This window comes from Rhizobium sp. BK650 (genome assembly GCF_014195325.1).
In the GTDB taxonomy this organism is placed as follows: domain Bacteria; phylum Pseudomonadota; class Alphaproteobacteria; order Rhizobiales; family Rhizobiaceae; genus Rhizobium.
Genome location: NZ_JACIBK010000001.1, coordinates 439,789 through 457,155 on the forward strand (window position 1 = coordinate 439,789; position 17,367 = coordinate 457,155).

Annotated in this window: 14 protein-coding genes; 3 read left to right on the plus strand and 11 right to left on the minus strand. The window is 59.8% G+C overall.

Translation table 11 applies throughout. The features are described 5' to 3' along the window. Positions 1 to 4: 4 nt before the first annotated feature. The 5 genes from FHX15_RS02140 to trxB all read right to left on the minus strand — a co-directional run bounded on the left by FHX15_RS02140 (position 5) and on the right by trxB (position 5,066). Positions 5 to 1,126 carry an alkene reductase gene (locus FHX15_RS02140; RefSeq protein ID WP_184393256.1) on the minus strand — a complete coding sequence of 374 codons (1,122 nt, stop codon included), beginning with the start codon at positions 1,124 to 1,126 and terminating at the stop codon, positions 5 to 7. A 24-nt stretch (positions 1,127 to 1,150) separates the two neighbouring features. Then, positions 1,151 to 2,317 (minus strand): MFS transporter, encoded by a 1,167-nt coding sequence (locus FHX15_RS02145; protein ID WP_184393258.1) that lies wholly within the window; start codon positions 2,315 to 2,317, stop codon positions 1,151 to 1,153. Positions 2,318 to 2,320: 3 nt separating this feature from the next. Beyond that, on the minus strand, positions 2,321 to 2,614 hold the full coding sequence (locus FHX15_RS02150) for an ArsR/SmtB family transcription factor (RefSeq protein ID WP_184393260.1): 294 nt from the start codon (positions 2,612 to 2,614) through the stop codon (positions 2,321 to 2,323). A 558-nt stretch (positions 2,615 to 3,172) separates the two neighbouring features. Further along, positions 3,173 to 4,069 carry a LysR family transcriptional regulator VtlR gene (locus tag FHX15_RS02155; RefSeq protein ID WP_132653687.1) on the minus strand — a complete coding sequence of 299 codons (897 nt, stop codon included), beginning with the start codon at positions 4,067 to 4,069 and terminating at the stop codon, positions 3,173 to 3,175. Positions 4,070 to 4,091: 22 nt separating this feature from the next. Then, entirely contained in the window at positions 4,092 to 5,066 is a 975-nt protein-coding gene (trxB, locus tag FHX15_RS02160; protein WP_184393262.1) for a thioredoxin-disulfide reductase, read from the minus strand. Between the two features lie 229 nt (positions 5,067 to 5,295). Between trxB and FHX15_RS02165 the strand changes: the two genes are divergently transcribed. Further along, on the plus strand, positions 5,296 to 5,763 hold the full coding sequence (locus FHX15_RS02165; RefSeq protein WP_112564538.1) for an Lrp/AsnC family transcriptional regulator: 468 nt from the start codon (positions 5,296 to 5,298) through the stop codon (positions 5,761 to 5,763). A 34-nt stretch (positions 5,764 to 5,797) separates the two neighbouring features. On the opposite strand, the gene FHX15_RS02170 is transcribed toward FHX15_RS02165, so the two are convergent. Genes FHX15_RS02170 through greA form a run of 3 tightly spaced genes read right to left on the minus strand, consistent with a single transcriptional unit; the run spans position 5,798 to position 8,202 of the window. Next, positions 5,798 to 6,592 carry a hypothetical protein gene (locus FHX15_RS02170; RefSeq protein ID WP_184393264.1) on the minus strand — a complete coding sequence of 265 codons (795 nt, stop codon included), beginning with the start codon at positions 6,590 to 6,592 and terminating at the stop codon, positions 5,798 to 5,800. A gap of 52 nt (positions 6,593 to 6,644) precedes the next feature. Next, positions 6,645 to 7,694, minus strand: a complete 1,050-nt coding sequence (locus FHX15_RS02175) for a glycosyltransferase family 4 protein (protein WP_184393266.1) — start codon at positions 7,692 to 7,694, stop codon at positions 6,645 to 6,647. Between the two features lie 31 nt (positions 7,695 to 7,725). Then, positions 7,726 to 8,202, minus strand: coding sequence for a transcription elongation factor GreA (gene greA, locus FHX15_RS02180; RefSeq protein WP_184393268.1), 477 nt, complete (start codon positions 8,200 to 8,202; stop codon positions 7,726 to 7,728). 249 nt (positions 8,203 to 8,451) lie between these two features. Between greA and FHX15_RS02185 the strand changes: the two genes are divergently transcribed. After that, positions 8,452 to 9,684 (plus strand): putative DNA modification/repair radical SAM protein, encoded by a 1,233-nt coding sequence (locus FHX15_RS02185; protein ID WP_184393270.1) that lies wholly within the window; start codon positions 8,452 to 8,454, stop codon positions 9,682 to 9,684. Then, positions 9,684 to 11,129, plus strand: coding sequence for a UdgX family uracil-DNA binding protein (locus tag FHX15_RS02190; RefSeq protein WP_184393998.1), 1,446 nt, complete (start codon positions 9,684 to 9,686; stop codon positions 11,127 to 11,129). Before FHX15_RS02185 ends, FHX15_RS02190 begins: the two co-directional genes overlap by 1 nt. A gap of 22 nt (positions 11,130 to 11,151) precedes the next feature. Here FHX15_RS02190 and FHX15_RS02195 read toward each other — a convergent pair whose 3' ends face one another. The 3 genes from FHX15_RS02195 to FHX15_RS02205 all read right to left on the minus strand — a co-directional run bounded on the left by FHX15_RS02195 (position 11,152) and on the right by FHX15_RS02205 (position 17,149). Further along, on the minus strand, positions 11,152 to 12,342 hold the full coding sequence (locus tag FHX15_RS02195; protein WP_184393272.1) for a DUF2235 domain-containing protein: 1,191 nt from the start codon (positions 12,340 to 12,342) through the stop codon (positions 11,152 to 11,154). Positions 12,343 to 12,462: 120 nt separating this feature from the next. Beyond that, positions 12,463 to 15,948: a carbamoyl-phosphate synthase large subunit gene (gene carB, locus FHX15_RS02200; RefSeq protein ID WP_184393274.1), complete on the minus strand. Its 3,486-nt coding sequence runs from the start codon at positions 15,946 to 15,948 to the stop codon at positions 12,463 to 12,465. A 172-nt stretch (positions 15,949 to 16,120) separates the two neighbouring features. Beyond that, the gene (locus tag FHX15_RS02205) at positions 16,121 to 17,149 is read right to left on the minus strand and encodes a zinc-dependent alcohol dehydrogenase family protein (protein ID WP_184393276.1); all 1,029 of its coding nucleotides are present in this window, start codon (positions 17,147 to 17,149) and stop codon (positions 16,121 to 16,123) included. Between the last annotated feature and the right edge of the window lie 218 nt (positions 17,150 to 17,367).

The following is a 17,367-nucleotide window of genomic DNA, read 5'->3' on the forward strand; positions in this document are numbered from 1 at the left end:
ACCGTCAGGCGACCTTTTCCAGAGCGGGGTAGTCCGTGTAACCCTTTGCTCCGCCGCCGTAAAAGGTCGGCTGGTCGGGCATGTTGAGCTGTGCGCCAACCTTCAGACGTTCAACGAGATCAGGGTTGGCGATGAAAGGCTTTCCGAAGGAGATGAGGTCGGCGCGGCCGCTTTCGACTGCGTCGATGGCGGTCTCGCGATCATAACCGTTGTTGACCAACCAATTCGCCTTGCCGCCGGTCTGCTCATAGGCGAGGCGAAGAGCCTTATAGTCGAAGGGCTTGTCGCCCTGCTGGAAGTTGCGATCACCACCGGTCTGGCCTTCGACAACGTGAATATAGGCGAGATTGTACCTCGCGAGACCTTCTACGACATAGGTGAAGATCGTTTGCGGGTCGGTGTCGAAGGAGTCATTTGACGGCGTGACTGGCGAGATGCGGATGGCGGTGCGGCCTTCGCCGACTTCCTTGCTGACGGCATCCACGACCTCGAAGAGGAAGCGTGCGCGATTTTCGAGCGAGCCGCCATATTCATCGGTGCGATCGTTGATGCCTGAGCGCAGGAACTGGTCGATCAGGTAACCGTTGGCACCATGGATTTCAACACCGTCGAAGCCTGCATCGATGGCGTCGCGGGCAGCCCTGCGGAAATCCTCAACAATGCCGGCGATCTCTGCCGTGTCCAGCGCGCGGGGCTCGGACGTTTCTGCGAAGGCGCCGGTGCCGTCGGCATTGACGAGATAGGTTTTGGTCTTGGCGGCCTTAGAGGTGGAGGAGACGGGCTGTCCGTCGTTTGGCTGCAGGCTGGTGTGGGAGACGCGGCCGACATGCCAGAGCTGCACGACGATCTTGCCGCCGGCTTGATGAACAGCGCTGGTGACGCGCTTCCAGCCTTCCAACGCTTCCGGCTTGTAGAGACCGGGAACATGAGCATAACCCTGACCCTGATGGGTGATGGCCGTGCCTTCGGTGATAATGAGACCGGCCGTGGCGCGCTGGCGATAATATTCGACGTTCAGATCATTCGGGATAGCGCCCGGAGACCGGTTGCGAGTGAGCGGCGCCATGACGATACGGTTCTTGACGGCGATGTCGCCGACCTGTGTCGGCTGGAAAAGCTTGGCCATGAAAGGTCCTTTCTGCTTGGGGGATCACTCGGCGGCAGCAGAGGCGGCTAGCCCCCGGCCGGAGAGATAGGTGAGGGTGGTGGCCACAAGACCGATGAGGGCCATGGCTGCGGCGGCGAGGGGAACGCGGTCAAGGTTGAACCCGGCATCGATGACCAGGCCGCCGACCCAGGCGCCCAGCGCATTGCCGGTGTTGAAGGCGCCGATATTGATGGTCGATACGAGGTTCGGCGCATTCTTGCCGAAGCCGACAACACCGACCTGCAAGGCGGGAACCGCGGCAAAGGTGGCGGCCGCCCACAGGAACAGTGTGACTTCGGCCGGGATGATGAAGCGGCTCGTATAGAAGAAGATTGCTGACGTCAGCGCGATTGCTGCGAAGACGATGGCGAGTGTCGTTCCAAGACGCCAGTCGGCGAGCTTGCCGCCAATGAGGTTGCCGACCGTCAGGCCGATGCCGATCAGGAACAGCGTCCAGGTTACACCTTCGGGGGAAATGCCCGTCACGTCACGCAGCAGCGGGGCGATGTAGGTGAAGAGCGTGAACATCGAGGCTGCGAAAAAGACGGTGACCGACAGCGCCATCCAGAGGCGGACGTTTCGCAAGGCTGCGATTTCTCGCAGGATGCTGCTCTGCTCTTCCTGTTTATCTCTCGGCAGGATGGCGATCAGGCCGACAATGGTGACGATACCGATTACGGTAACGACCCAAAAAGTGGAGCGCCAGCCGAAAGCCTGGCCGATGGCAGTGCCGAGGGGCACGCCCAGCACGTTTGCGAGCGTCAGGCCGGTGAACATCAGAGCAACAGCACGGGCTTTGCGGTCTTCACTGACGAGATTGGCGGCAACGACCGAGCCGATACCGAAGAAGGCGCCATGGCAAAGTGCGGTGACAATGCGGGCGATCATCAGCACCCAGTAGTTCGGCGCGATCGCGCAGAGCAGGTTGCCGGCGATGAAGAAGGCCATCAGCATAATGAGAGCCGAGCGGCGCTTCAGCCTGGCAGTCGAGACTGCCATGACGGGTGCGCCGAGCGCGACGGCCAGCGCATAACCCGTGACGAGCCAGCCGGCCTGAGGGATCGTGACCGAGAGGTCGGCTGCGACTTCGGGCAGAAGGCCCATGATGACGAATTCGGTGGTGCCGATCGCGAAAGAACTCAAGGCAAGAACGAGCAGGGCAAGGGGCATGATTTAGAGATCCCGCGTTAGCTGCTGGAGGAAGGCAGCGATCGTTTCTTCGTTGCGCTTGTAGAAAATCCACTGGCCGACGCGCTTGCTGGTGACCAAGCCGGCGCGATGAAGGATACCAAGGTGCGAGGACACGGTCGATTGCGAAAGGCCGCAGCGTTCGAACTGGCTAGCACAAACACCCATTTCAAACGGGTGTTCCTGCGTCGGAAAATGTTCTTCCGGGTTCTTCAGCCAGTTGAGGATGTCCATCCGGGCAGGATTGGCCAGAGCCTTGAGAATCTCGTCTTTGTCCATCGGTCTTGATCGAACTATAAATCGGATTTTATCGATATATGGTTCGAAGATTTTCGATATGCAAATCACGGAGGCGTGAGCGATCTTTCTTTTCCGCCCTGCTTAAAGTTTAAGCAAAAAAAAGAGGGCCACTGGAAAACCAGGGCCCTATAAGTGTGAAGGTCAAAAACCTCCAGAGGGGAACAGCCAACGCGGTGGCACTGGGAGAGAAGCCACCATGTGCATCAGCTACGTGCGATATGGTGCTTCTTTGTGCAGCTTTCAATAGTTTTTTGTGCATGTCAGCTATGCACTGCACAAAATTTTCCGCATTGCGGTATCTATCGATAAAATTCAGGCAAAAAAAGAGGGCCACCGGAAAACCAGGGCCCTTATAAGTGTGAAGGTCAAAAACCTCCAGAGGGGAACAGCTAATGCGGTGGAACTGGGAGGAAAAGCCACCGTGTGCATCAGCTATGAGCGATATGGTGCTTTAATGAGCAAACAACAACCCTTTTTTGTGCATGTCAGTCATGCGTGAGTTGCATGATGCGGAATTCGCTTCCATAAAAGTGGAAATCAGAAGTTCCAGTTGCGGGCCTTGCTGACGATGAAATCGCGGAATGCCTTCAGTTTAGCGGCGTTCTTTATCTCGTCCGGGTAGCAGAAATAGGTATCGAAGGAGGGGACGTCGGCATTGATTGCCAGCTGGATCAGACCGGGATCGCGGCCGACAATATAATCCGGCAGGCAGGCAATGCCGATGCCGAGCAGGCATGCACGCTTGATCGAGGTCTGGCTGTTGATCTGCAAATGCGGAATGCGCTTGTTGTCTGAAGAGCGGCCGGCGATTTCCAGCCAGTTTACGTCGAGCAGGTAACTCGGCGCCGGTTCGCCGAAGGTGATGATGCGGTGATTGTCGAGATCCTCCATCGTCTGCGGCTCGCCGTGGCGGTTGATATAGGAGGGGGCAGCATAGACATGCATATGCACGGTGAAGAGCTTGCGCTGGATGAGATCTGACTGCTGAGGCTGGCGAAGGCGGATAGCGCAATCGGCATGGCGCATGTTCACATCCACTTCCTCGTTGTCGAGGATGAGCTGGATCTGAACGTCGGGATAGAGCTGCAAGAATTCCTGTATCTTGTCGGTCAGCCAGCCCTGGCCGAGGCCGACTGTCGTGGTGACGCGCAGCTTTCCGGAGGGCGTTTCCGTCGTCTCGGTCAGCTGCATCTTCACGGTTTCGAGCTTCAGCAGCACGTCATGGGCAGTGCGGTAAAGCAGCTCGCCCTGCTCGGTGAGGATCAGTCCGCGCGCGTGGCGGTGGAAGAGCTTTGTGCCCACATCCTGCTCGAGCGCGCTGACTTGACGACTGATCGCCGACTGGGACAGATGCAGCTTGTCAGCCGCATGCGTGAACGATCCGGCTTCGGCAGCTGCGTGGAAAATGCGCAGCTTGTCCCAGTCCAATGGCATTCCCCCACCCCTCATGCCGTTATTACTCCGCTGCTACGGCAACGGGCATGTGGCCCGTCAGATAACGCTCTGCCTCGAGTGCGGCCATGCATCCCATGCCCGCGGCGGTGATCGCCTGGCGGAACGTATCATCAGTCACATCGCCTGCGGCATAGACACCCTCCAGGCTGGTCGCAGTCGAATTCGGTGCGGTCCAGAGATAGCCGTTATCCTTCAGCTTCAGCTTGCCCTTGAAAAGTTCGGTTGCAGGCGCATGGCCAATCGCCACGAAGACACCGTCGATCGCGATATCGGTGATAGTGCCGGTGCGCGTGTCGCGCAGGCGAGCGCCGGAAACGGACGGCGGCATGGGGGGCTTTGCCGGTGCGCCAGTGATTTCGGCAACCTCGGTGTTCCAGAGGATTTTGACGTTCCCCTTGGCGAAGAGACGCTCCTGGAGGATTTTTTCTGCGCGAAACTCATCGCGGCGATGGACGACAGTGACCGACTTCGCGATGTTGGACAGGTAGAGCGCTTCCTCGACGGCGCTGTTGCCGCCGCCGACAACGATTACATCCTTGTTGCGATAGAAGAAGCCGTCGCAGGTGGCGCAGGCCGACACGCCGAAGCCCTGGAAATGCTGCTCGCTTTCGATGCCGAGCCACTTGGCCTTGGCGCCGGTCGCGATGATCAGCGTATCGGCAGTCCAGACCTGGCCGCTATCGGTGCGGGCGATGAAGGGGCGCTGGTTGAGGTCGACTTCGGTCACGAGGTCGTTGACGATTTCGGCGCCGACATGCTGGGCCTGCTGCAGCATCTGATCCATCAGCCAGGGACCTTGGATCGGATCGGCAAAACCCGGATAATTCTCGACGTCGGTGGTGATCATAAGCTGGCCGCCCTGTTCCAGACCGGCGATCAAAACCGGCTTCAGCATGGCGCGCGCGGCATAGACCGCTGCCGTATAACCGGCGGGTCCGGAACCGATGATGAGCACCTTGGTATGGCGGGCAGACATGGAATTTCCTTTCGACTGGGAGGATTCGGCGGCTAAGCAGCGAATAAGGCCGTTTCGCGATCCCTGCGCCATTTATGAACGACCAATGCTTTTATTCAAGGGCAGCCTTGCATTACCAACAAGGCAATGCAGCTGCTGTGTAAGATTCCGTCATCGGACTGAAACTTTCTTGCGTATTCCGTGGCTTTATATAGAAGCTGCCCGCGGGGAATTAAAGAAAGGCCTGAGCGTGGTCCGCGCTGAACTTGACGTTATCGACATAAAGATATTGCGGGAATTGCAGGCCGACGGCCGCATGACCAATGTGGAGCTTGCCGACCGGGTCGGAATTTCAGCGCCACCCTGTCTGCGCCGGGTGCGCAAGCTTGAAGAAGCGGGCGTCATCGAAGGTTATCATGCCATGCTGAACAGCCCGAAGCTCGGGCTCGATCTCGTCGCTTTCTGCATGGTTGGCCTCAAGCATCAATCGGAAGCCAATCTGAAGGCCTTCGCCGCTGCTACGGCTGAGTGGCCGCTGGTGCGTCAGGCCTGGATGGTTTCCGGCGACAGCGACTTCCTGCTGCATTGCGTCGCTCAAAACCTCACTCGTTTCCAGGATTTCGTCATCGAAGTGCTGACGGCCAATGAGCATGTCGATACCGTTCGCACCATGCTAACGATCCGCCAGGTAAAGAAGCTCGGGCTGGTCGAACTCTAAAGCAGGAAAAGAAGCGGTTTTCCGACGGAATGCGCTATCCGCGCCAAGCCTTGTTCAGCCAGTCGGTATTGCCAATGCGGCGATACCATTTGTGGCCGCCCCCTTCAAAAACCTCGCTCATTTTCGGATCGCCGGCGAAGACCACGATCTTGGCGTCCGGTGGGAGCTCAGGATCTCGCCAGAAGCTCGTGACATGGCGCGGCACGCAGGCGTTCTTGAAGCTTACGCACCATTCGCGCGGCCAGTATTGCAGGTGTCCATGGGCTTCCAGCTGCGCGCTCTGGAATTGTTGGGAGATTTCGTATTTCGACATGGCCGCCACCGGATCGGCGACGTAGGCGTCGAGAATGTAGGCATGCGCGCCGATCTCATAGCGGAAGACTGAACTGTTACCGACCGAGGCCAGGAATTTGTCACGGGCAGGGTTGATCTTGCGCAGCGGCTTCGGGCGAAAGAGATCGTCGTCGCGGATGATAAGGAACTTGCCTGGATGCTCGAAGAGCGGCTCCAGATCATCGACAATGACGAGATCGAGATCGAGGAAGAGTCCGGTGCCCTTGAGATCGACAAGCTCGCTGCGGAAGAGCGCCAGTTTCTGCCAGCGACGATCCTTTGAACCCGCCGGTAGGCCGAGCTCGGGCAGGGGGAAGGTTTCAATACCCTCGTCGAGGCCGGCCATGTTGTCGGTGAAGCAGACGAAGCGGTGCCGACGCTTCAGGTGCCGTTTCACGCCGCGGTAGAGATTGTTGACATATTCGGCGCCGTAAAGCGTTCCCCACTTCATGCAGAGCACGTTGACGAGGTTTTCGTCGTTATTTGCGGTCGACATCTGCGTGACTTTACTTTCCTGATACGTCCGTCACCAAGGATTGACCAACGGCTTATGTGCTGAGAAGCTGCTGGTAAATTCGATTGATCGCCGTCGCTTCTTTTTCCAAGGCGAAATTTTCCCGCACGTGGCTGAGGGCCGATTGGCCGTGGTTTGATGCTAGTGCAGGATCGGCAAGATAGGTGGCGATCGCTGCAGTCAGCGCATTTCCATCGCCGGGTGGCACGATGATGCCGTTTTCCCCGGACACGATCATTTCAGCGTAAGCGCCCGCGTCAGATGCCACAACCGGTGTCCTCGAAGCCATGGCCTCCAGCGGCGTTAGGCCGAAGCCTTCGTTGCGGGAGGGGGCGACATAGAGCGTCAGACGGCGATACCAGACCTTGATGTCTGGCACTTCGCCGATGAAGACGATGCGGCTGGTGAGACCGGCTGCGGCAATATCAGCTTTCAGCTGATCGGCGAAGGCCGTGTGCTCCGGGGTGACGCGACCGGAAATGACAGCCGTCCAGTCGGGATGCTGCGGCAGAAGCGCGATCATCGCCTGAACGAAAAGGTCGGTACCCTTTTGATGGCGCACGCGGCCGAAGCAGCCGACGAGGTAGCGACCGGACAGGCCGGTTGCGGCAATCGTATCGTCAGGTCCTGACGGCGGATGAAAAAGAGTGAGGTCGACGCCATGCTGGATGACTGTGTGCGGCACCTTTAGGAAGGAGCCGGATCGGCTGCTGGTGGCGATCACGGCATCCATCTGGCGGATCAGCCAGCGGGTGTAGGAGGTGTGACGGCGCTGGGCGGCCGAGGTGAAGACGAGCTTCAGGGGCATGCGCAACACCTGGCGCAGAAGGATGCCTGCCGCCATCTCATTGTTACGGCGCGCGTGCCAGACGCGGTGGCGGCGTCCGGCCGGCGGACGCCAGAGGCCGGCAAGCTGCGGCCAATTCAAGCGCGGAAGTTCCGGCGGGAGGCCAGGGCCAAAGGCGGCAATCCTGATCCCGAGCCGAATTTGACAGGGGATGAGCTGGACAATCGTGGACGTGACGCCGGATAGCCGGCGTTTCAGGTTCGGCGCGATGATCTCGACGTCACTGATATCCGGCACTGGCTGCTCTCGCGGAGAAAGGTGCGGGCGATCAGCCCCAGGAAACGGATAGGATTTCGTAGGCCTTCGAACCACCCGGCGCGTTGACTTCGATGGAATCGCCGACTTCCTTGCCAATCAGCGCGCGGGCGATCGGTGAGGAAATGGAGATACGGCCCTGCTTCACGTCGGCCTCCTGATCGCCGACGATCTGGTAGGTTCTTTCCTCTTCGGTGTCTTCGTCGACGAGCTTCACCTTGGCGCCAAACTTGATCTTGTCGCCCGACATCTTGGAGAGGTCGATGACTTCGGCGCGTGCCGTCAGATCTTCGAGCTCGGTGATGCGGCCTTCATTGTGGCTCTGCGCTTCCTTGGCGGCATGGTACTCGGCATTTTCGGAGAGGTCGCCATGGGCGCGCGCTTCCGCAATTGCCTCGATGATTCGCGGGCGCTCTTCCTGCTGACGCCAGCGCAGTTCTTCCTGCAGCTTGACGAAACCGCCCTGTGTCATCGGTACCTTATCAACCATTTTTTCGTCCTTCTCTCCCTGCATCCGCAGTTGGCGCAGACACAAAAGAAAACAGGTCCCGAAGGGGAACTTCGGAACCGTGTTACAATCCTAATTCGTTGCTTATAGCAGATCGGCACGAGCAATTTCCATAAAATTCGTATCGACGCCGTTTATCTCCCGTGGAAGTGCCTGCTTTTAAAGGGAGGTTGGAGGGAGTTCTTTTGTTCGTCTTGATTTCGCCACCATGAACATTTAGTGAACAAAGCGATGAAGAAGTCGCTTAGAGAAAGGCTGGCGATCCTCTCCGAGGCCGCCAAATACGATGCATCCTGCGCCTCGAGCGGCACGGTGAGGCGGGATTCGGCAGGCTCCGGCGGGCTGGGCTCGACCGAGGGTGCCGGCATCTGTCATGCTTATGCGCCGGACGGGCGATGCATTTCTCTGCTGAAAATCCTGCTCACTAATTTCTGCATTTACGACTGCGCCTATTGCGTCAACAGGTCGTCCAGCAATGTCGAGCGCGCCCGCTTCACGCCGGAAGAAGTCGTTTGGCTGACGCTTGAATTTTATAGGAGGAACTATATTGAAGGCTTGTTTCTTTCATCAGGCATCATCCGCTCCTCCGACCACACGATGGAGGAGATGGTGCGCATCGTCCGGGAGCTGCGGATCGCGCACGGTTTCCGTGGTTATATCCATCTGAAATCCATTCCGGAGGCATCACCGCACCTGATCGAGGAGGCCGGGCTTTATGCCGATCGGCTGTCTCTCAATATCGAGCTGCCGACGGATAGCGGTATCAGCCGATTTGCGCCCGAGAAGAAGCCTGCAAACATCCGCCGCTCTATGGGCGATCTCAGGTTAAAGATTGAGGCGGCGGCGGAGCCGACGCTGCAGACCAAGAAACGAAAGCGTTTCGTGCCGGCGGGCCAAAGCACGCAGATGATCGTCGGCGCCGACGGCGCCAACGACGCGACGATCCTCGCGACCAGCGGCCAACTCTACAGCAGCTATGACTTGAAACGCGTCTATTATTCGGCCTTCAGCCCTATCCCCGACAGCTCGAAGAGCCTGCCGCTCATCAAGCCGCCGTTGATGCGAGAGCATCGGCTCTACCAGGCCGACTGGCTCTATCGCTTCTACGGTTTCGGCATCGACGAGATCACCTCGACCCAGCAAGGCGGCATGCTGGATCTCAATCTCGATCCCAAGCTTGCTTGGGCGCTCAGCCATCGCGGCGATTTCCCCATCGACATCAACCGCGCCGACCGCGAGACGCTGCTGCGCGTGCCGGGGGTCGGCACCAAGACAGTAAAGGCTATCCTGGCCGAGCGACGGCAGCGCCGTCTGCGGATCGAGGATCTGCCGCGGCTTGGCGTGTCGATCCGCAAGGTGCAGGCCTTCATCACTGCCGAGGGCTGGACGCCGCACCGGCTCGTCGACCGGCCGGACTTGCGAGCGATGTTCGAGCCGCCAGCTGAACAGTTGTCACTGCTATGATGCGCCGGGTCGTGTTGGAGGGCAGAGGAAATTTCGATGAGTGGCGCAGAGTGGCCCGCGCCTTTGCTGCGGCTGGAATTTTGCCTGATGAAATCGAGTGGTATGAAAAAAGCGATGAGTCGGGCTTCGCCTTCCAGCGTGACGCGCTGCCGCCCGATCCGCCCGCCAACAGCAAGCCCATGACTGTGCCGACCGTCTTCATGACGCTGGCCGAGGCGGTGATCTGCCATAGCGACCGAAAGCGTTTTTCGCTGCTTTACAGCCTGCTCTGGCGAATACAGACGAACCGGTGTCTGCTGGATTTGGTCTCTGATCTGGAAGTGTCGCGCGCCCGGCTGATGCAGAAGAGCGTGCATCGTGACGCCCACAAGATGACAGCATTCGTGCGCTTCAAGGAGGTGGCGGCCCCCGCTGGCGGGCGGCGGAAATTCATCGCCTGGTTCGAACCGGATCACTATATCGTCGCGCGCAAGGCACCCTTTTTTCAGCGTCGTTTCAACGATATGGACTGGCTGATCGCGACGCCGAAGGGGTCGGCTGCCTGGGACGGCGAGCGACTGACGATCAGCAACATGCCTTGTGAGAAGCCCGATATCAGCGATGCGACCGATGATCTCTGGCGCACTTACTATGCCAGCATCTTCAACCCGGCGCGGCTGAAGGTGAAGGCGATGCGGGCCGAGATGCCAAAGAAATACTGGAAGAATTTGCCGGAAGCCGATCTCATTCCCGGCCTGATCGCCAACGCCGAAGCCAAGGTGCTGGCCATGGCCGAGCGCGAGGCGACGATGCCGCCTCCTTATCATAGCAGGATTCAGGAAGCGGCTGCCCGCATACCGGCTCCGCAACGGGCACCAGCCGGGACCCTAGAGGCGTTGCGAGAGGAAGCATCTGTCTGCAGCCAATGCCCCTTGCATGCGAAGGCAACGCAGACCGTTTTCGGGGAAGGGCCTGCCGACGCGGAGATCATGTTCGTTGGCGAGCAGCCTGGTGATCAGGAAGATCTTGCGGGGCGGCCCTTTGTCGGTCCTGCCGGAAGGGTTTTTGACGAGGCGATCGCGCAGGTCGGCATCGACCGGTCGAGGCTCTATGTCACCAATGCCGTCAAGCATTTCAAATACGAGCCGCGCGGCAAGCGGCGCATCCACCAGAAGCCAAATCTTGGCGAGGTGCAGCATTGCCGCTGGTGGCTGAAACTTGAAATCGACTTCATAAAGCCGAAAGTGATCGTAGCGATGGGAGCGACGGCGCTCTATTCCCTGACCGGGGAGAAACAGAAGCTTGAGGATCTGCGGGGACGGCCGATTGCGATGGAGGAGGGGCGGATGCTCTTCGTTACGGTGCATCCCTCCTATCTGCTGCGAATTCCGGACGAGGAGAAAAAGGCGCGGGAGCTCGCCCGCTTCCGGCAAGATATGAATCTGATCAAGGGGCTGGCGGCCTGAGTGCAGAATTCGATTCAATACGTCAGGGGACGAATACCGGATCTTTCGGCAGGTTCGGCGGACTGTATCCGGTCACCATGCGCACTCTCACGGATTCATGCAGATTTGCGCCATCGGGGATGAAGCGCCTGTCTTGGCGCGGAAGATAGATGCCCCTTCTATCGCCGCGCCTGCGCCAGGAGTTTTCCGGCACGCGCCGCGGAATATATTCGAGCAGTTTCCAACCTGCGCTCATCGAATCATGCAGCGGTGCGGCCGCGTTGAGCCCGACATAGTATTTATCGCTCTTGCCGAGGACGATGTTGTTGATCGTGCGCGAGACGTAGAGAAGGCCTGTGGGTTCCGTTTCCTGGATCATCCAGTCGAGCGGTATCTTGATCTGTGCGCTTTCGGCCTCCGGGTAGCCGCCGCCGATATCGCCGTGGACACCGGCAAACCAGACCTCCTTGAAGTCCTGTTTTGCGATTGCCGGCTTGAAGGGATTGCCGCGATAGTCCTGATCCGGGGTCCACAATTCCGGCTGGAACATGGTTCGTCGCTCATCGATCGCCACGGCATGGCGCACATATTCGACGCTTGGATTCTTACGGGTGAACGGATGGGTCTTGAACTGAACGCGCCCTTTGCCCCTTTCGATGACAGAGGCGACGGTGTCGAAGAGACCGAGCAGTTTGATCGGCGGGCGGTCGTTGCGCAGCATGCGCTCATAGAGGCGCATGCTCTTGAAGGCCGAGGAAGGATCACCGCCGTCGACGCGCTGCTCCTGTTCGGGAATGCCCTTGTAGGTTCTGTAGGCGTAATCGAGCAGGTTTAGGTGATACCTGCTGCAGAGCCCGAAGGCATGGATGAAACCTGCGAGAACACGCGCTGTGTAGGCGCCACGGCTGAAGCCGAAAATGTAGACGCGGTCCCGGTCGGGGTGGCCTCCGTGATCGTCGGGCGTGCCGACATCGTAGTTTTCGACGAGGAAGCGGTAGGCACCTTTGACGTTTTCATCGAGACCCCAGCCTGTGGCAAGGCCCCAGACCTCGACGGACTTGCGGTAGACGGGCGACCAGGCATCTGCCGCACCAAGCGTGCCGACGCCGGGGTCGTAATAGACGATCTGTTCTTCGCAGCGTTTCAGCGTTCCGAACAGGCGCAGGATGTTAGTGCGGTCTGCAGTTATCTCGTTCGACGTGCCGTCGAACAGAATGACGATGTTCTTCGACATGCTGCTCCCCCGATACGGCTGGGGAGCAGGCTAACATCAAGTTTCCATGTCTGCAATTTTGGGTCGCAGTTTGCCAAGCAACGAAGCGAAGGCGAAGAGGTGAGGCCTCTTCGCTTGATATCAAAAGTAGCTCTGTAGCGGACGGACTTCGAGGTTCCCCGCCTTGAGCGCCTTGATGGCCTGAGCGGCAGCTTCGGCGCCAGCCATGGTCGTGTAATAGGGCACCTTCTGCATCAGCGTGGCGCGTCGGAGCGACTTGGAATCCGAGATCGCCTTGTTGCCATCGGTCGTGTTGATGACGAGCTGGACCTGGCGGTTGCGGATGGCGTCCTCGATATGCGGGCGCCCTTCCAAGACCTTGTTGATCTTCGTTGCCTCGATGCCGTTTTCGCCGAGGAAGCGGGCGGTGCCGCCTGTTGCCAGCACCTTGAAGCCCTGTTCGACGAGGATGCGGATTGCCGGCAGGACACGCGACTTGTCGGCATCGCGCACCGACACGAAGACCGTGCCTTCACGCGGGAGTTCGACGCCTGCGCCGAGTTGCGACTTGGCGAAGGCCAGCGCGAAATCACTGTCGAGGCCGATGACTTCGCCGGTGGAGCGCATCTCCGGGCCAAGCAGTGTATCGACACCGGGGAAGCGGGCGAAGGGGAAGACAGCTTCCTTGACGGCAATGTGCTTCAACGCCCGCGGATCGGGCTTCTCGCCATAGGCCGCGAAGGTCGCGTCGAGTTTCTCGCCAGCCATGACGCGGGCAGCGATCTTGGCGATCGGCGCGCCGATGGTCTTGGCGACGAAGGGCACGGTGCGCGAGGCGCGCGGATTGACTTCCAGTACGTAGACGGTGCCATCCTTGATCGCGAACTGCACATTCATCAGGCCGCCGACGTTCAATGCCTTTGCCATGGCCGTTGCCTGGCGCTCCAGCTCGTCGAGCATCTCGCGCGAAAGCGTGCGCGGCGGCAGCGAGCAGGCGCTATCGCCTGAATGGATGCCGGCCTCTTCGATATGTTCCATAATGCCGGCGACATAAACGTCGGTGCCGTCCGAGAGGCAGTCGACGTCGACTTCGATGGCGTTGGTCAGGTAGCTGTCGAAAAGCAGCGGGTTCTTGCCGAGCAGTGTGTTGATCTGGCCGGTCTTGTCGTTCGGGTAGCGTGCCTTGATATCCTCGGGCACCAGTTCCGGCACCGTGTCGAGCAGATAGGTCTGCAGCTGGCTCTCGGCGTGGATGATTTGCATGGCGCGGCCGCCGAGCACGTAGGACGGGCGAACGACCAGCGGGAAACCGATTTCGGCGGCGACGAGGCGGGCCTGCTCGACCGAATAAGCGATGCCGTTGTTCGGCTGGTTGAGGTCGAGCTTCATCAGAAGCTTCTGGAAGCGATCGCGGTCTTCTGCAAGGTCGATCATGTCGGGCGCGGTGCCGAGGATCGGGATGCCGTTCTTTTCCAGGGCTTCAGCGAGCTTCAGTGGCGTCTGGCCGCCGAACTGGACGATGACGCCGACGACTTCCCCCTTTTCCTGCTCGGCGCGCAGGATTTCGATCACGTCTTCGGCCGTGAGCGGCTCGAAATAGAGGCGATCGGATGTGTCGTAGTCGGTCGAAACCGTTTCCGGATTGCAGTTGATCATTATCGCTTCATAGCCCGCATCCTTGAGCGCGAAGGCGGCATGGCAGCAGCAATAGTCGAATTCGATGCCCTGGCCGATACGGTTCGGACCGCCGCCGAGGATGACGACCTTCTTGCGGTCGGAGACTAGCGCTTCGGAGCGGGCCTCGCCGACGAAAGGCGTCTCGTATGTAGAGTACATATAGGCGGTCGGCGAGGCGAATTCGGCTGCACAGGTGTCGATGCGCTTGAAGACCGGGCGGACGTTCAGACTGTTGCGCAGCTCGGCTACTTCCTTCGGGCGCTTGCCGGTCAGCGTGGCAAGGCGGGCATCAGAAAAGCCCATCGCCTTTAGCATGCGCAGGTTGGTCTCGTCGGTCGGGAGACCGTGCTCGCGGATGCGCGCTTCCATGTCCACGATGTTCTTGAGCTGGGCGATGAACCAGGGGTCGATCTTGCAACCTTCGTGAACCTCTTCGATGGTCAGGCCCATGCGCAGCGCCTGGGCGACCATGCGCAGGCGATCCGGCGTCGGTGTGCCGATCGCGGCGCGGATCGCGTTCTGGCTGGATTCGCCTTCTTCCGAGTCGGGTATTTCAATTTCGTCGAGGCCGGTCAGACCGGTTTCGAGGCCGCGCAATGCCTTCTGCAGCGATTCCGCGAAGGTGCGGCCGATCGCCATGACTTCGCCGACCGACTTCATGGCCGTGGTCAGCACCGGGGAGGCGCCGGGAAATTTTTCGAAGGCGAAGCGCGGGATCTTGGTGACGACATAGTCGATCGATGGTTCGAAGGAGGCAGGGGTCGCGCCGCCGGTAATGTCGTTTTCGAGTTCGTCGAGCGTGTAGCCGATGGCAAGTTTGGCGGCGACCTTGGCGATCGGGAAGCCGGTGGCCTTAGAGGCGAGCGCCGAAGAGCGCGAGACGCGCGGGTTCATTTCGATGACGACGAGGCGGCCATCCTTCGGATTGACGGCAAACTGCACGTTCGAGCCGCCGGTCTCGACGCCGATCTCGCGCAGCACGGCGATCGAGGCGTTGCGCATGATCTGGTATTCCTTGTCCGTCAGCGTCAGCGCCGGCGCGACGGTAATCGAATCGCCGGTATGGACGCCCATCGGGTCGATGTTCTCGATCGAGCAGATGATGATGCAGTTGTCCGCCTTGTCGCGGACGACCTCCATCTCATACTCCTTCCAGCCGAGGACGGATTCTTCAACCAGCACTTCGGTGGTCGGCGAAGCATCGAGGCCGCTGCCGACGATTTCGAAGAATTCCGAGCGGTTATAAGCAATGCCGCCGCCGGTGCCGCCGAGGGTGAAGGACGGACGGATGATGGCCGGCAGGCCGACATGGTCGATCGCCTGGGCGGCGATCGCCATGGCGTGGCTCATATAGCGCTGCTTGCGGTCGCTCTCGCCGAGGTTCCACTGGTTTTCCAGTTCGTCGAGCGCCTTGTCGAGATCGGCGCCGGAGAGGCTTTCGCGCAGCTTGGTGCGCTCGGCTTCATGGGTCTTGCGGTCGGCGTCCTTGATGTCGGTGGCGTTTGCCAGCATCGAGCGCGGCGTTTCAAGGCCTATGCGCGCCATCGCCTCGCGGAACAGCGCGCGGTCCTCTGCCATGTCGATGGCGGCAGGCTTGGCGCCGATCATCTCGACATTATAGCGGTCGAGCACGCCCATGCGCTTCAGCGAGAGCGCGGTGTTCAGCGCCGTCTGGCCGCCCATAGTCGGCAGCAGCGCGTCGGGGCGTTCCTTGGCGATGATCTTGGCGACGACTTCGGGGGTGATCGGCTCGACATAGGTGGCGTCGGCGAGGCCCGGATCGGTCATGATCGTTGCCGGATTGGAGTTGACGAGGATGACGCGGTAGCCTTCCTCCTTCAGCGCCTTGCAGGCCTGGGTGCCGGAATAGTCGAATTCGCAAGCCTGGCCAATGACGATCGGTCCTGCGCCGATGATGAGGATCGATTTGATGTCTTGGCGCTTCGGCATGGGCGATATCCATTTCTAGCTGCGCAAAAAGCCGGCCAGGGTGGGAGGTCACCGGGTCGGGTCGCGCATTGAGGGTCTTTTCAGGCTAGAAGCGGCTTATAGGCAAATGTTTTTGCAAACGGAACCCCATAAATCACGGAATCGACAGGAATTCGGACCGGCCTTTGGAAGCCTATTGCCCACCGGGCACGACGAGCGTGCGAATCTCGCCGCTAAGCGCCGGATTGGCGATGGCTTCGGGTGCCTGTTCGAGCGTGATCAGACGCGAAATCAGCGGATCGACCTTGATCGTGCCTGTGGCGATGAGATCGGCGGCGCGCCCATGCGTGAAGGGATTGAGGAAGGAGCTTATAAGGCTTACTTCGCGAAACAACAGATCGAAGGGCTCGATCTCAATCTTTGCGCCTTGCGGCATGACGCCGAGGATGACGGCAGTGCCGCCACGCCTTGCGAGCTTCGGCGCCTGCATTATCGTTTCCGGCACACCAGCACATTCAAAGACGACGTCGGCGCCGCCGGGCAGCAAACCTTGATCGCCGGTAATGCTGCTGACTGCGTCCGCATGTGACGGATCGAAGGTCGCGGTGGCACCGAGCGTTTCGGCAAGCGCGCGTTTCTCGGAATTGCGGGTGACCAGCAGAATACGTGTTGCGCCGGCAAGCCGGGCAAGCTGGACGGTGAGCAAGCCGATCACCCCGCCGCCGAGCACGATGACCGACGAGCCGGTCTTTATGTTGGCGAGATCGACACCGTGCAGGCAGCAGGCAAGCGGCTCGCAAAAGGCGCCACGCAACGGATCGAGCTCGAGCGGCAGTTCAAAAGCCTGTTTCTGCGGGAGGATGACGTAATCGGCGAAACCGCCATCGCGATGGATGCCGATCGCTTGCAGGTTCCGGCAGAGATTGACGCGGCCATTGTGGCATTCTTCGCAGCGGCCGCAGGCGATGTTGGGATCGCCAGTCACACGCATCCCGGGACGAAAGGCGATGACTTCGGGGCCGACGGACTCGATGATGCCGGCGAATTCGTGGCCGAGCGTCACCGGCGGATGCGAGGGGAATTCGCCGAGAAAAAGATGACGGTCCGTGCCGCAGATGCCGCAAGCTTCGATGCGCACGAGCAGGTCATCCGCCCCGGGGATGGGCTTTTCGATTTCTCGGAGCAGCAGTCTTCCGGTCGCTTCCAGACGCACGGCCTTCATTAAATCTCTCCCACATTCTCTCCTTCGTTCAGGAAGTGCCAAAGCGGAAGTCTCGTCAAGCGCTGCGTTCTCCTCCTTGCCGAGGCTTCAGTACACCGATTGCCTGCGGGAACAATATCATGTGCTCAAGGTTTGCTGCCGAGAAACTGGAGGCTGCGATGGTAGATCCCAAGGACAAAGAACCGGCGGAAGGCTCGCGAGAGACTGTCAACAAGGAG

Bases quoted from the DNA above. Each gene is read 5' to 3' on its own strand.
- FHX15_RS02155 (WP_132653687.1), bottom strand. From the start codon at position 4,069: ATGCCATTGGACTGGGACAAGCTGCGCATTTTCCACGCAGCTGCCGAA.
- FHX15_RS02170 (WP_184393264.1), bottom strand. From the start codon at position 6,592: ATGTCGACCGCAAATAACGACGAAAACCTCGTCAACGTGCTCTGCATG.
- FHX15_RS02145 (WP_184393258.1), bottom strand. From the start codon at position 2,317: ATGCCCCTTGCCCTGCTCGTTCTTGCCTTGAGTTCTTTCGCGATCGGC.
- FHX15_RS02185 (WP_184393270.1), top strand. From the start codon at position 8,452: ATGAAGAAGTCGCTTAGAGAAAGGCTGGCGATCCTCTCCGAGGCCGCC.
- FHX15_RS02205 (WP_184393276.1), bottom strand. From the start codon at position 17,149: ATGAAGGCCGTGCGTCTGGAAGCGACCGGAAGACTGCTGCTCCGAGAA.
- FHX15_RS02190 (WP_184393998.1), top strand. From the start codon at position 9,684: ATGCGCCGGGTCGTGTTGGAGGGCAGAGGAAATTTCGATGAGTGGCGC.
- trxB (WP_184393262.1), bottom strand. From the start codon at position 5,066: ATGTCTGCCCGCCATACCAAGGTGCTCATCATCGGTTCCGGACCCGCC.
- FHX15_RS02150 (WP_184393260.1), bottom strand. From the start codon at position 2,614: ATGGACAAAGACGAGATTCTCAAGGCTCTGGCCAATCCTGCCCGGATG.
- FHX15_RS02140 (WP_184393256.1), bottom strand. From the start codon at position 1,126: ATGGCCAAGCTTTTCCAGCCGACACAGGTCGGCGACATCGCCGTCAAG.
- greA (WP_184393268.1), bottom strand. From the start codon at position 8,202: ATGGTTGATAAGGTACCGATGACACAGGGCGGTTTCGTCAAGCTGCAG.
- carB (WP_184393274.1), bottom strand. From the start codon at position 15,948: ATGCCGAAGCGCCAAGACATCAAATCGATCCTCATCATCGGCGCAGGA.
- FHX15_RS02195 (WP_184393272.1), bottom strand. From the start codon at position 12,342: ATGTCGAAGAACATCGTCATTCTGTTCGACGGCACGTCGAACGAGATA.